13 protein-coding genes are annotated in these 12,936 nt (G+C 67.9%); 3 read left to right on the forward strand and 10 right to left on the reverse strand.

All coding sequences use genetic code 11. The features are described 5' to 3' along the window. Positions 1 to 65: 65 nt before the first annotated feature. The 5 genes from hutU to hutI are packed head-to-tail and all read right to left on the reverse strand — an operon-like array spanning position 66 to position 5,600. Positions 66 to 1,733, reverse strand: a complete 1,668-nt coding sequence (gene hutU, locus ABQY74_RS08475) for a urocanate hydratase (RefSeq protein ID WP_039527941.1) — start codon at positions 1,731 to 1,733, stop codon at positions 66 to 68. A 16-nt stretch (positions 1,734 to 1,749) separates the two neighbouring features. Next, positions 1,750 to 2,607, reverse strand: a complete 858-nt coding sequence (gene hutG, locus ABQY74_RS08480; protein ID WP_047128541.1) for an N-formylglutamate deformylase — start codon at positions 2,605 to 2,607, stop codon at positions 1,750 to 1,752. Further along, positions 2,604 to 2,843, reverse strand: a complete 240-nt coding sequence (locus tag ABQY74_RS08485) for a hypothetical protein (RefSeq protein ID WP_144422656.1) — start codon at positions 2,841 to 2,843, stop codon at positions 2,604 to 2,606. The genes hutG and ABQY74_RS08485 overlap by 4 nt, the downstream gene beginning before the upstream one ends. Beyond that, positions 2,840 to 4,381 (reverse strand): histidine ammonia-lyase, encoded by a 1,542-nt coding sequence (gene hutH, locus ABQY74_RS08490; RefSeq protein ID WP_053054363.1) that lies wholly within the window; start codon positions 4,379 to 4,381, stop codon positions 2,840 to 2,842. The genes ABQY74_RS08485 and hutH overlap by 4 nt, the downstream gene beginning before the upstream one ends. Positions 4,382 to 4,394: 13 nt before the next feature. Continuing rightward, a complete protein-coding gene (gene hutI / locus ABQY74_RS08495; RefSeq protein ID WP_349793656.1) occupies positions 4,395 to 5,600 on the reverse strand; it encodes an imidazolonepropionase in 1,206 nt (401 codons plus the stop codon). Between the two features lie 60 nt (positions 5,601 to 5,660). Here hutI and ABQY74_RS08500 point away from each other — a divergent pair, with 60 nt between their 5' ends. Both ABQY74_RS08500 and hutC read left to right on the forward strand, forming a co-directional pair. Further along, on the forward strand, positions 5,661 to 7,031 hold the full coding sequence (locus tag ABQY74_RS08500; protein WP_349793654.1) for a formimidoylglutamate deiminase: 1,371 nt from the start codon (positions 5,661 to 5,663) through the stop codon (positions 7,029 to 7,031). A gap of 4 nt (positions 7,032 to 7,035) precedes the next feature. Beyond that, entirely contained in the window at positions 7,036 to 7,809 is a 774-nt protein-coding gene (hutC, locus tag ABQY74_RS08505) for a histidine utilization repressor (RefSeq protein ID WP_180969646.1), read from the forward strand. Positions 7,810 to 7,850: 41 nt separating this feature from the next. On the opposite strand, the gene ABQY74_RS08510 is transcribed toward hutC, so the two are convergent. The 3 genes from ABQY74_RS08510 to ABQY74_RS08520 form a co-directional block, all read right to left on the reverse strand. Continuing rightward, positions 7,851 to 8,855 (reverse strand): restriction endonuclease, encoded by a 1,005-nt coding sequence (locus ABQY74_RS08510; protein ID WP_349793651.1) that lies wholly within the window; start codon positions 8,853 to 8,855, stop codon positions 7,851 to 7,853. 232 nt (positions 8,856 to 9,087) lie between these two features. Then, on the reverse strand, positions 9,088 to 9,642 hold the full coding sequence (locus ABQY74_RS08515; protein ID WP_349793649.1) for a phasin family protein: 555 nt from the start codon (positions 9,640 to 9,642) through the stop codon (positions 9,088 to 9,090). A gap of 182 nt (positions 9,643 to 9,824) precedes the next feature. After that, positions 9,825 to 10,100 (reverse strand): polyhydroxyalkanoic acid system family protein, encoded by a 276-nt coding sequence (locus tag ABQY74_RS08520; RefSeq protein ID WP_026064847.1) that lies wholly within the window; start codon positions 10,098 to 10,100, stop codon positions 9,825 to 9,827. 174 nt (positions 10,101 to 10,274) lie between these two features. Here ABQY74_RS08520 and ABQY74_RS08525 point away from each other — a divergent pair, with 174 nt between their 5' ends. After that, positions 10,275 to 11,084 (forward strand): FHA domain-containing protein, encoded by an 810-nt coding sequence (locus ABQY74_RS08525; RefSeq protein ID WP_024939832.1) that lies wholly within the window; start codon positions 10,275 to 10,277, stop codon positions 11,082 to 11,084. Here the strand turns inward: ABQY74_RS08525 and msrQ are convergent. Next, positions 11,026 to 11,682, reverse strand: a complete 657-nt coding sequence (gene msrQ / locus ABQY74_RS08530; RefSeq protein WP_065032370.1) for a protein-methionine-sulfoxide reductase heme-binding subunit MsrQ — start codon at positions 11,680 to 11,682, stop codon at positions 11,026 to 11,028. The two genes, ABQY74_RS08525 and msrQ, sit on opposite strands and share 59 nt — an antisense overlap. Positions 11,683 to 11,813: 131 nt before the next feature. Next, positions 11,814 to 12,782, reverse strand: coding sequence for a protein-methionine-sulfoxide reductase catalytic subunit MsrP (msrP, locus tag ABQY74_RS08535; RefSeq protein WP_024940184.1), 969 nt, complete (start codon positions 12,780 to 12,782; stop codon positions 11,814 to 11,816). Between the last annotated feature and the right edge of the window lie 154 nt (positions 12,783 to 12,936).

Here is a 12,936-nt window from a genome sequence, read left to right on the forward strand (position 1 = left end):
GCGTGCTGCATGCCGACCGCGTGCGGGGTGCACGCGGTCGGCGAAACAGCCGGGGCCGAGAGTCCTCAGCCGAGAATGCCGGGCAAATCCAGGCCTTTTTGCTTCGCGCAGTCGGTGGCGATGGCGTAGCCGGCATCGGCGTGGCGCATCACGCCGGTGGCCGGGTCGTTCCAGAGCACGCGCTCCAGACGTCTGTCGGCCGCCTCGCTGCCGTCGCAGACGATGACCATGCCGGCGTGCTGCGAGAAGCCCATGCCGACGCCGCCGCCGTGATGCAGCGACACCCATGTCGCACCGGACGCGGTGTTGAGCAGGGCATTGAGCAGCGGCCAGTCGGAGACCGCATCCGAGCCGTCGGCCATGGCCTCGGTCTCGCGGTTGGGCGAGGCGACGCTGCCCGAATCCAGATGATCGCGGCCGATCACCACCGGCGCCTTCAGTTCACCGCTGCGCACCATCGCATTGAAGGCCAGGCCGAGCCGATGGCGGTCGCCCAGACCGACCCAGCAGATCCGCGCAGGCAGGCCCTGGAAGGCGATCTTTTCGGCAGCCATGTCCAGCCAGCGGTGCAGATGCGCATCGTCGGGAATGAGCTCCTTGACCTTGGCATCGGTCTTGGCGATGTCGTCGGGATCGCCACTGAGCGCGACCCAGCGGAACGGGCCGATACCGCGGCAGAACAGCGGCCGGATATAGGCGGGCACGAAGCCGGGGAAGTCGAACGCATTGTCGACGCCGGCCTCCAGCGCCATCTGGCGCAGGTTGTTGCCGTAATCCACGGTGGGCACGCCGAGTGCGTGGAAGGTGAGCATGGCGCGGATGTGGTTGGCCATCGAGTCGCGCGCGGCCGCTTCCACCTCCTTCGGTGCGCTCACGCGTTTCGCGTCCCATTCCTCCACCGTCCAGCCCTGCGGCAGGTAGCCGTTGATCGGGTCGTGCGCGGAGGTCTGGTCGGTCAGCAGGTCCGGTTTGACTCCACGTAGCAGCAGTTCGTCCAGCACGTCTGCGACATTGCCGAGCAGGCCGACCGACAGCGGTTTCTTCGCCGTGCACGATTCTTCGATCAGGCGCAGCGCTTCGTCCAGGTCGTCGGTCCAGGTGTCCAGGTAGCCGGTGCGCAGGCGCATGTCGATGCTGGAACGGCGGCATTCCACCGCCAGGCACGAGGCGCCGGCCATTACCGCGGCCAGCGGCTGCGCGCCGCCCATGCCGCCCAGGCCACCGGTAAACAGCCACTTGCCGGCCAGGCTGCCGCCATAATGCTGGCGGCCCATTTCCACGAAGGTTTCGTAGGTGCCCTGCACGATGCCTTGCGCGCCGATGTAGATCCAGCTGCCGGCGGTCATCTGGCCGTACATCGCCAGACCCTTGCGATCGAGTTCATTGAAATGCTCCCAGCTGGCCCAGCGCGGCACCAGGTTGGAGTTGGCGATCAGCACGCGCGGCGCATCGGCATGCGTGCGGAACACCCCGACCGGCTTGCCGGACTGCACCAGCAGGGTCTGGTCGTCGTCCAGGCGGGTCAGCGCGGCGACGATCGCATCGAAGGACTCCCAGTCGCGCGCGGCGCGACCGATGCCGCCATAGACCACCAGTTCCTGCGGGCGCTCGGCCACGTCCGGGTCCAGGTTGTTCATCAGCATGCGCAGCGGCGCTTCGGTGAGCCAGCTTTTTGCGGTGAGCGTGGTGCCGGTGGCGGCGCGGATGACGCGGGTTGCATCGTGACGGGTCATGCCGGTTTCCTTGCAATCAACGGTGCGCCGCAGGCGGCGTGGTGGCGGAGGAGTGAGTGGCGTTGGCAAACTGCAGGCAGGCCAGCAGCACGTGGCGCAGCACCGCGCGCAGTGCGACCGCATGTGCGGGGAGCCAGGGCGTGGGCCAGTTCTGCGGTGTGATGGTGTCCGGCTCGCGCATGTAGCCGCGGCACGCCAGCTCCATCTGCAGCGTATGCACGCCATGCCCGGGCTGCGCGTAATGGCGGGTGATCCAGCCGCCCTTGAAGCGCCCATTGCGCACGGTGCTCGAGCCGCTGCTGCGGCACAGCTGCTCCACGGCATCGGCCAGGGCCGGATCGCAACTGCGGTCGTCGTTGCTGCCGATGTTGAACTGCGGCAGCTCGCCATCGAACAGATGCGGAATATGCGAGCGGATCGAATGCGCGTCGTAGACCACGATGCTGGCGTGCTGCGTGCGCAGGCGCGCGATCTCGGCAGCGAGCGCAGCGTGATAGGGGTCGAACCACTGCGTGCGGCGCCAGGCGATCTGTGCTTGGTCGGGTTCGGCTCCGTCAGCATATAGCGGCTGATTGTCGAAGGTGGTCAGCGGACACAGGCCGGTGGTGTTCTGGCCCGGGTACAGGGACGCTCCGCTGGGATCGCGGTTGACGTCGATCACCGAGCGCGAGATCGCGGTGCGCACGGTGGTGGCGCCGAGCGATTGCGCGAAGTCGTACAGCTGATGCACCCACCAATCGGCATCGCGGCGTGCCAGCCAGGGCGAGACGAACTGGTCGGCCATCTCCTCGGGCAGCTCGGTGCCGGTATGCGGGAAGCTGAGGATCAGCGGCGCATCGCCGCGCTGTATGTCGAGCCAGGGCAGGGCGCTCATCGCGGTGCGCCTTGTGCTGGTGCGATCGTCAAGACGCGACGATGTCGCGCCTGCATCCGGTCGGCACGCAGCGCGCAAGCGCGCAGCACGGCCTGACGCGCAAGCAGTCCGCGCGCGCGTATCGCCCGCAGTGCATGGTCGTCGCGCAGATGCGCGCTCGGCAGTGACGCGAGACCTTGCACGCGCGAACACCATGCTGCCGAGTTCATTCCAGCAGCTGCGATGTGGCGCGTCATGCGTGCTGCTCCACGCCTGGCAAGGCAATGGCGACCGCCTGCGCGAGCGCGCCCGAACGCACCAACGCACTGGCCGCCAGCATGTCGGGATGGAAATAGCGGTCGTCCTGCAGGGTCGGTACCTGCGCGCGCAGAAGGGCGCGTGCCGCTTCCAGCGCGGCGCTGGAGCGCAGCGGCGCATGGAAGTCGCAGCCTTGTACGGCCGCCAGCAGTTCGATGCCGATCACGTGCGCGGCGTTCTCGGCCATCGCCAGCAAACGCCGCGCGCCATGCGCCGCCATCGACACATGATCTTCCTGATTGGCCGAGGTCGGGATCGAATCGACACTGGCCGGATACGCGCGCTGCTTGTTCTCCGACACCAGGGCCGCAGCGGTGACCTGCGGAATCATGAAACCGGAATTCAGGCCCGGGCGCGGGGTGAGAAACGCCGGCAGGCCCGACAAGGCCGGGTCGACCAGCATCGCGGTGCGGCGTTCGCTGATCGAGCCGATTTCGCAGACCGCCATCGCCAGCATGTCGGCTGCGAAGGCCACCGGCTCGGCGTGGAAGTTGCCGCCGGACAAGGCCTCGCCGGTATCGCTGAACACCAGCGGGTTATCCGAGACGCCATTGGCCTCGATCTCCAGCGTGCGTGCGGCCTGACGCATGATGTCCAGCGCCGCGCCCATCACCTGCGGCTGGCAGCGCAGGCAGTACGGATCCTGCACCCGCACATCGCCGAGCCGGTGCGATTCGCGGATGCTCGAATCGGCCATCAGCGCGCGCAGCGCGGCAGCGGTGGCGATCTGTCCCGGCTGGCCGCGCAAGGCATGGATGCGCGCATCGAACGGCGTGTCCGAGCCCTTGGCCGCTTCCACCGACAGCGCGCCGGTGACCAGCGCGGCCTGCAGCACGGTTTCGATCTCGAACAGCCCGGCCAAGGCGCAGGCGGTGGAGAACTGGGTGCCGTTGAGCAGCGCCAGGCCTTCCTTGGCGCCCAGCACGCGCGGCTGCAGCTGCGCTTGCGCCAGCGCGTCGGCTGCAGGCAGGCGTTGCCCGCCGACGAAGGCTTCGCCGACGCCGATCATCACCGCGGCCAGGTGCGACAGCGGTGCCAGATCGCCGGAGGCGCCGACCGAGCCCTGGCACGGCACCACCGGCGTGATGCCCTGGCGCAGCATCGCGTCCAGCAATGCCAGCGTCTGCGGCTGCACCCCGGAAGCGCCCTGGGCCAGGCTGGTGAGCTTGAGCGCCATCATCAGCCGCACCACCGGCACCGGCGTGGGCTCGCCGACCCCGGCGGCGTGCGAGAGCACGATATTGCGCTGCAGGGTTTGCAGGTCCTCGCGTTCGATGCGCACGCTGGCCAGCTTGCCGAAGCCGGTATTGACCCCATACACCGGTTCGCCGCGCGCCACGATGGCCTCCACCGTCTGCGCGCTGCGCAGCACCGCGGCCGCGCAGGCGTCGTCCAGCACGACGTCGGCGCCGCGATACAGCGCACGCCACTGCGCCAGCGTGACCTGGCCGGGCTGCAAGACAATAGAAGCACTCATGATGACTCCGGATTCAGCAGGAATGCCCGCGCCAGACGCGGGCATGAAGAGGGTTGAAGCCCATGCGGTAGACCAGGTCGGCTGGCGCATCGATGTCCCAGATCGCCAGGTCGCAATGCAGGCCGGCGCGTAGCCGGCCCAGTCGCTCGCCGCGCCCGAGCGCGCGGGCGGCTTCGCGGGTGAACCCGGCGATGCACTCGTCCACGGTCATGCGGAACAGCGTGGCGGCCATGTTCATCGCCAGCAGTGGGCTGGTCAGCGGCGAGGTGCCCGGATTGCAGTCGGTGGCCAGGGCCAGCGGCACGCCGGCGGCGCGCAACGCCGCGATCGGCGGCAGCTGGGTGTCGCGGGTGAAATAGAACGCGCCCGGCAACAGCACCGCGACGGTGCCGGCGCCGGCCATTGCGGCAATGCCGGCGTCATCCAGGTACTCGATGTGATCGGCCGACAACGCGCCATGGCGTGCGGCCAGTTGCGCGCCATGCTGGTTGCTCAGTTGCTCGGCATGGATCTTGATGTCCAGGCCGTGTGCCTGCGCGGCGCGGAAGACCTGTTCGGCCTGCGCGGGCGAGAACGCCAGATGCTCGCAGAACACGTCCACCGCCTCGGCAAGCCCTTGCGCGGCGATCGCCGGAATCATCTGCGTGCAGACGGCGTCGATATAAGTTTGCGCATCGCCGCCCGGCGGCACCGCATGCGCACCGAGGAAGGTCGGCACCACTTCGACCTTGCGCAGTGCCGCGAGCTGGCGTGCCACGCGCAGCTGCTTGGTTTCGTCCTCCAGCGTCAGCCCGTAGCCAGATTTGATTTCCAGCGTGGTCACGCCTTCGGCGAGCATGGCGTCCAGGCGCGGCAGGCTGGCGGCCAGCAGCGCTGCGTCGTCGGCGGCGCGGGTGGCGCGCACCGTGGCCACGATGCCGCCGCCGGCTGCGGCAATCTCGGCATAACTGGCACCGCGCAGGCGTTGCTCGAATTCGTGGGCGCGATTGCCTGCATACACCAGATGGGTATGGCAATCGACCAGGCCGGGGCTGATCCAGCGGCGCCGGCAATCGTGCGCAACGTCCGGTGTCAGCGCCGGGGCCTGCGCGGCCGGGCCGGCATAGGTGATGCGGCCGTCCTGGCAGGCCAGTACGCCATCGTCCACGATGCCAAGGCCACCGTCTGCTGCGTCCAGGGTCATCAGCTGTGCGTTGTGCCAGAGGACGTCGCAATGCATGGCGCAGGCTCGTGGTGTCTGATATGTATATACAATAGAACCGGTAATCGAGGGTGTCCAGTGGCAGACCAACAGGTGCAGGCGTTGTGGGCGGCGCGGGCTCTCTTGCCCGATGGCTGGGCGGGCGACGTGCGGATCACGCTGGCGCAGGGGCGCATCGCCTCGGTGCAGCCCGGCACCGCACCCGCTGCCGGCGACGACCGGGTCGAGCGGCTGCTGCCCGGGCTGGGCAACCTGCATAGCCACGCATTCCAGCGCGGCATGGCCGGGCTGACCGAAGTGGGCGGGCGCAGTGGCGACAGTTTCTGGAGCTGGCGCGAGTTGATGTACCGCTTCGTCGACCGGCTCGATCCGGACAGCCTGCAGGCGATCGCCGAACAGGCCTATGTGGAGATGCTCGAAAGCGGCTTCACCCGCGTCGGCGAATTTCATTACCTGCACCACAGCCCCGGCGGCGCGGCGTATGCGCAGGCCGGCGAAATGTCCGGGCGCATCGCCGCTGCCGCCGCCAACACCGGCATCGGGCTGACACTGTTGCCGGTGTTCTATGCGCATGCGGATTTCGGTGGCGTGGCGCCCAGCGCAGCGCAGCGTCGTTTGATCCACGACATCGACGGCTTCGCGCGGTTGCTGGACGACTGCAAGGGCAGCCTCAAGGTATTGCCGGATGCCGTGCTCGGGCTGGCACCACACAGCCTGCGCGCGGTCACGCCGGAGCAGTTGGCTGCATTGGTGCCACTCACCGATGGGCCGATCCACATCCATATCGCCGAGCAGCAGCGCGAGGTCCAGGCCTGCCTGGCCTGGTCCGGCCAGCGTCCGCTGCAGTGGCTGCTGGCCAACGCACCGGTGGATGCGCGCTGGTGCCTGGTGCATGCCACGCATGTGGACGCCAGCGAGCTGCAGGGTATCGTCGACAGCGGCGCGGTGGTCGGGCTGTGCCCGATCACCGAGGCGAATCTGGGCGACGGCCTGTTCCCGATGCAGGCATTTGCGGCCGCGGGCGGGCGCTTTGGTGTCGGCTCGGATTCGAATGTGTTGATCGACGCGGCCGAAGAACTGCGCCTGCTCGAATACGGCCAGCGTCTGCAGCTGCAGGCGCGCAATGTGCTGGCGCAGGCGGGCGCCTCCAGTGGGCGTTGGTTGTTCGAGCAGGCGGGCGAGGGTGCGGCGCAGGCCCTGGGCATTGCGCGCAGCGGCATCCGGGTTGGCGCGTCGGCCGATCTGCTCGAACTGGACCCGACCCATCCGGCGCTGCTGGCACGCAACGACGACGCGCTGCTGGACAGTTGGCTGTTCGCCGCGCGCGGCGGTGCGGTGCGCACTGTCTGGCGCGCCGGGCGAGCGGTGGTGCGCGACGGGCGCCATGTGGATCGCGCGCGGATTGCCGCGCGTTTTGCCGGTGTTCTGCGATCGCTGCTGAGCAAATGAGCGGATGCGCGCACAATGCGGGTCTGACCGGAGACCCGTTTTGACCGCCACCCCCACCGCCGCGCCCGGCACCCTGCATCAACGCATCCGGCAGGATCTGGAACGCCGCATCCACAGTGGCGACTGGCCGCCCGGTCACCGTGTGCCGCCCGAGCACGAGCTGATGGCGCAATACGGCTGCTCGCGCATGACCGTGAACAAGGTGCTCGGCCTGCTTGCCGATGCCGGCATGATCGAACGTCGTCGCCGCACCGGCTCGTTCGTGGCGCGCCCGCATCCGCATCTGGAGCAGGTCGCGTTGTCGATCCCCGACATCGAAGTGGAAATGACCGCGCGCGGCCACGTCTACCGGTTCGCGCTGCTGTCGCGTCGACTGCGCAGCCCGCGCCTGCGCGTGCCGCAGGAGCGTGCGCTGGGCAGCAGCGGCAAGGTGCTCGCGCTGGAAAGCGTGCACCTGGCAGACGGCCGCCCGTTCGCGCTGGAACAGCGGGTGATCGACACCACCACCGTGCCCGAGGCATTGCTGCAGCCGTTCACCGACGTGGCGCCGGGCAGTTGGTTGTTGCGCAACGTGCCGTGGACGCGCGCCGAACACCGCATCAGTGCCGTCAGTGCGGACGCCGCGCAAGCCGAACGCCTGCAGGTGGACGATGGCGCGGCCTGTCTGGTCATCGATCGCCACACTTGGCGCGGCGACCAGCCGGTCACCTACGTGCGGCAGTTGTTCCTGGGCGGATCCTACGACCTGGTGGCGCGGTTCGCACCGGGAATGCGCTGAGCCTCAAACGCCGCGCGCAAGCGCATAGGGCGATGCATGAATCAGATCGTCGTGCACTGCCGCCAGCGCACCGCCTCGTCCACGCCGGGGCGCGGATTGAGTTGCACGCGCACGGTGCGCAGGTAGGGGTAGCGCTGCAGTTCGCGGCAGATCAACGGCCACGCCGCCGCATCGTCAACCGAGCGATCCACCGCCAGCGTTGCCTGGGTGATCCAGATGCCGCGCACCAGGCCTGGCGTCTGTGCCAGCGCCTTGGACACCTCGCGCTGATAGCCCTGCATGGTTGCCGCATCCGGTTCGGCATCATTTGCCAATGGTGTCGATGCAGGCGGTGCGGCTGATGGCGGCGCGGCCTGCGGTGAGCTCGCGCCCTGCGGTGCAGGTGTTGCAGCGACCGCTGCGGCAGCACCTGGGGCGGCCACCACCGTTGCCTGCTGCGTGGGCGCAGGTGGCTGCACCGGTTGCAAGGCCAGCACCGTGACCAGCGCCAAGGTTGCCAGCGCTGCAGCGGCAATGAGGCTGTGACGGATCGCGCGACGGCGCGCCATGCCGACTACGCCGGTTTCCACATCGCCCGGCAGATACGGCTTGAGCAAGGGCCACAGGCGCACGCCATCTAGCACTTCGATGGACTGCTTCTCGGCGGCCGCCAGGCCTTCGCGTTCCATGCGGCCCTCGGTCACCATCACGCCGCCACCCGCGCCGGCCAGCCGTGCCATCGCACCCAGCTCGTTCACCGCTGCCACGCCGATGCGGTAGCCGCGCCCGTGCTTGCAGGCCACCAGGCGCGTGCCCTGCTCGGTCTGCATCATGAAGTCCGCCGTCGGCAGGCCGTCCTGCGGCACCTGCGTGGGTTGCCAGCCGCGTTGCTCCTGCAGCACGCGCTGCACCACGGCGGAAAAATCGCGCCAGTGCATCGCCGCCAATGCACGCACACCCTCGCTGGTTTCGTTGGCACGGCGCCGCACCAGCCACACATAGGCGCACACCACCACCCACAGCAGCAGGGAAACCACAAGCGCCACAGTCCAGGAAGGCATGAGCATCAAGCGAAGGTATGGCACGTATGACGAAGCGGTGCGCCTAGAAGAATCCTTCGCCGCAGATTCGTCAATGGATCGCGGGCGGCGATACCACGCAGCGTGATCCAGATAGCGAAAGACCCGCCAGTCCGAAGCCGTGAGGGGAGGGGAGCAAACGGACTTCGTATTACAGGACTGGCGGGTCCTTCCCGATTGTCTAAAAAATCATGTTGCTTTGCAACATTGCCGGGCTGGCTTATTCACCATCGAACGCAGCGCTGCCAGGATTGGAGTTGCCGCCGGCCGAGCCTGCGCCGGTGGTGTCGCTGCTGGCAGCCTGCGCGGCCTGATTGGCGGTGCGGTTGGCGCGCTTGGTCGCGGCGGTATTGGCGCGTACCTGGGCCTTGAGCGATTCCACCTCGCGGCGCAGGTTTTCCAGTTCGTCCTGCTCGGGAATGTTGAGCGTGCGCAGCACGCCCTTGACGCGTTCGTCGAAGGCCTTGCCCAGCTTGTCCCAACCGCGTACCGCGGTGTCGCGTGCCTGCTCGAACTGGGTCTCCACCTCTTCGCGCAGCTCATCGACGCTTTCGGCTGCCTTGCGCTGGCCGCTGCGCTCGTAGGCTGCGCCTTCGCGCACCAGCGAATCGAACAACTTGCCACCCTCGCTCTGTACCCGTCCCAGCGCACCTAGCCCGGCCAGCCACACCGTCTGCGCCGATTCGCCGAGCCGGCGCGAAATCTGTTCCGCCTGCGCCTGGAAGCCGTGCGCGGCATCGTCGCGCTTGCCGTTCTGATCGTATCCGGTCGTCATGGAATGCTCCTGTGGGTTGCCAAAGTGACGTTGCCTTCACCCTAGTCCCGGCACTGCATCGAGCAGGTGAAGCACGCTCAGAGCATCCGCCTGCAATGGGCCGCGCGGGTGACTTGTCGCTGAAGCACCGGTGCGGTCAGGCCATGGCCGGGCGATCAGGCCCGGACCAACGACGCTGCGGCTCAGGCGAGTTTTTCGGCCAGCAGGCGCCGGATCTCCGATTCCACCATCGGCTGCATCGCCGACAACAGGAAGCCGAGCTCGGCGGTGACATGTACCTGCTGCGGCAGCAGGGTGATTGCCCCATCCACGCCGGCCCGCGCGATGCGCAAGGTATCGCCTTCCCAATGCGAGGCGACGCCATAGCGATCGGTCAACTTGCGCGCCGCCGCGTCGATCGCTGCGCGGGCCTGGGCCGGCGACAAGGCATGGTCGTGGCGGATATCGATGCTGGACATGGGTTCCATGGGGAAGACGAAAGAAGCGTGCATTGTGCGCATGCGCGGGCCAGGCTCCAAGTGCGGCGCGCGCGTGGTCAAGCAGCGCCGCCACTTCGGTGCCGTACCTGCGTCGGCAGGACGCAGGTCACATTGTTGGCCGCGGCGCGCGGCAAACCTGCTAGGCTGCGGCGGGTGCGCGATCTGCAAGTTCATTTCACCCACCGGCAGCAGCCGGATCATTCCCTCAAGCCCGGCGTCCACCGGATCGTCCGCCATGCCTCCGGCAGCGTGCGGGTGGTTGCCGATGCGCAGGGTGCGTTGCTGTTGGCGCAGTTCTGCCTGGACCAGCGCGGGCTGTGGCTACAGGTCGCCAACGGGATCCGCGGCATCCATGTCAACGGACGTCCGGTGCGGCGCATGGCGCTGTTGCGCCCCGGCGATGCGATCTACGCCGATGGCGTGGAGATGCTGCTGCGCAGTGCGCCATCGAGCGCGCCGGCCAACGACGTTGCAGACGACGATGCCGGCCTGAGCGAGGTCTGTCTGCTGTTGCGCGGGCTGGGCGGCCGCCATCACGGGCGCAGCTTCACGCTGGACCGCTCACGCCTGGTCGGCAGCGACCCGGCGGCGGACATCGTCATCGACGACCCGGCCTTCGCCGCGCAGCACGCGCGCCTGGAACGTCACGGCGACCGTGTGCTGATCCGCGACCTGGGTTCGGAAGAGGGCAGCTGGATCAACGGCGTGCAGGTGCGCGACGGCTGGCTGCAGGCCGGCGACCAGGTGGTGTTCGATGCCCGCCACCGCTTTGTCGTCGAGGTGCCGCGGATCCATCACGGCACCACCTGGGACCTTCCCGAGTCGGAGCCGTTGCCACCACCACGCGCGCCCGGCGAACCGGTGCGTGCGCCGGTCAAGGTGGCGCGCTGGCCGTGGTTGCTGCTCAGCGCGGTGTTGCTGGCGGCGGCGTTGAGCGCCTTGCTGTGGTTCGGCGCGCGCTGAGTTTCTTCCAGATCCGCCAGCCCAGCAGCACCGCCAGGATGCCGGCATACAGCGCCGGTTCGCGGATGTCGGATTTCACCAGCCACCAGAAATGCAGCACTGCCAGCAACCCGATCGGGTAGATCAGCATGTGCAGGCGGCCCCAGTTGCGCTTGAGCCGCCGCATCCAGCCCTGGGTGGAGGTGATCGCCAGCGGCACCAGCAGCAGCCATGCCGCAAAGCCCACCGTGATGTAGGGGCGCTTGAGGATCTCTTCGAAGATCTGCGTCCAGAAGCCGCGCAGATCCAGGCTCAGGTAGGCCGCCAGATGCACGCTGGCGTAGAAGAATGCGTACAGCCCGAGCATGCGTCGGAAACGGATCAGCGTCGCCTGGCCGGTGAGCTGGCGCAGCGGCGTGATTGCCAGGGTGATCAACAGAAAGCGCAGCGCCCACAGCCCGGTGCGGTGCTCGATCTCGGCCACCGGATCGGCGCCCAGCGCATCGCTGCCGGTTTGCCATACCTGCCAGAACTGCCAGCCGAGCAAGGCGATCGGCGTCAGCGCGGCGACATGCACCAGGGTCTTGGCGGCGATCAGGGATGCGGAGGTCTTGGCCATGCGATCTCGAAGAAGGAAGCGATGCCGCACGGGCATCAACATGCATCGTAGGAGCGCACCCGGGCGCGACGGGCATTCCTGGTAATGCCCGTCGCGCCCGGGTGCGCTCCTACGCGGGGGGTATCACTGCCTTAGAACCACTTCTTCAGGTCCATCCCCGCGTACAGCGAGGCGACCTGGTCCGCGTAGCCGTTGAACGGCTTGGTCGCGATGCGCTCGGCGAACAACTTGCTCGCGGTGCCGGCGATACGGCGCTCGGTTTTCTGGCTCCAGCGTGGGTGATCCACCGCCGGATTGACGTTGGAAAAGAAGCCGTACTCGGACGGCTGCAGATCGTGCCAGGCGGTCTCGGGCATCTTCTCGACAAAGCGGATTTCCACGATCGACTTGATGCTCTTGAAGCCGTACTTCCACGGCACCACCAGCCGCAGCGGCGCACCGTTCTGCTGCGGCAGCGGCTTGCCGTACAGGCCGGTGGCCAACAGGGTCAGCGGGTGCATCGCTTCGTCGATGCGCAGGCCTTCGCGGTACGGCCAGTTGATCGAGCGGTAGCGCACGCCGGGCATCTGCTGCGGATCAGCCAGCGTGGTGAATGCCACGTACTTGGCCTTGGAAGTCGGGGCGAAGCGCTTGAGCACCTCACCCAGCGGCACGCCTGTCCACGGGATCACCATCGACCAGCCTTCCACGCAGCGCAGCCGGTAGATGCGCTCTTCCGCGCTGATGCCCTTGAGCAATTCGTCCAGCGACAGGCTGCCGGGCTTTTCGCATTCGCCGCTGACCTTCACCGACCACGGCGACAGCTTCAGGGTCTTGGCGGCCTTGGACGGGTCGGTCTTGTCGGTGCCGAACTCGTAGAAGTTGTTGTAGCTGGTGACGTCTTCCAGCCGGGTCAGTTCCTCGGCGGTACGGAAGCCGCTGCGCGCCTGCGCCGGGGTCACCACGGTCTTGGGCGGAGGCGGCGGATCGGCCTCGGCGCAGCCGGCCACGCCCAGCGCCGGGGTCAGCGCAAACAGCTGCAGCAGCCGGCGTCGGTCGCGGTAGACGGCCTCATCGGTGATCTCGCTGGACGGCGTCTTCAAGACATCGCGAAGGGACATGGCTCGCTCCTGACAGTGGCTGCTAATGAGAATACCGGACCATGGTGATGACGCTGCCGATGGCCTACGCAAACCATACGTCGCCGTGGGTGAGAAGGATGCACATGCAACTTTTCTGCAACGCTGCCAAGGCCGGTGCGCTGCGGCATACTAG

The organism is Xanthomonas sp. WHRI 7064, from assembly GCF_040202355.2.
GTDB lineage: Bacteria > Pseudomonadota > Gammaproteobacteria > Xanthomonadales > Xanthomonadaceae > Xanthomonas > Xanthomonas arboricola.

Coding starts and splice junctions, on each gene's coding strand:
- msrP (WP_024940184.1), bottom strand. CDS start 12,782: ATGTCCCTTCGCGATGTCTTGAAGACGCCGTCCAGCGAGATCACCGAT.
- ABQY74_RS08515 (WP_349793649.1), bottom strand. CDS start 9,642: ATGACGACCGGATACGATCAGAACGGCAAGCGCGACGATGCCGCGCAC.
- hutU (WP_039527941.1), bottom strand. CDS start 1,733: ATGACCCGTCACGATGCAACCCGCGTCATCCGCGCCGCCACCGGCACC.
- hutI (WP_349793656.1), bottom strand. CDS start 5,600: ATGCATTGCGACGTCCTCTGGCACAACGCACAGCTGATGACCCTGGAC.
- hutG (WP_047128541.1), bottom strand. CDS start 2,607: ATGAGCGCCCTGCCCTGGCTCGACATACAGCGCGGCGATGCGCCGCTG.
- ABQY74_RS08485 (WP_144422656.1), bottom strand. CDS start 2,843: ATGACGCGCCACATCGCAGCTGCTGGAATGAACTCGGCAGCATGGTGT.
- hutC (WP_180969646.1), top strand. CDS start 7,036: ATGCGCGCACAATGCGGGTCTGACCGGAGACCCGTTTTGACCGCCACC.
- hutH (WP_053054363.1), bottom strand. CDS start 4,381: ATGAGTGCTTCTATTGTCTTGCAGCCCGGCCAGGTCACGCTGGCGCAG.
- msrQ (WP_065032370.1), bottom strand. CDS start 11,682: ATGGCCAAGACCTCCGCATCCCTGATCGCCGCCAAGACCCTGGTGCAT.
- ABQY74_RS08520 (WP_026064847.1), bottom strand. CDS start 10,100: ATGTCCAGCATCGATATCCGCCACGACCATGCCTTGTCGCCGGCCCAG.
- ABQY74_RS08510 (WP_349793651.1), bottom strand. CDS start 8,855: ATGCTCATGCCTTCCTGGACTGTGGCGCTTGTGGTTTCCCTGCTGCTG.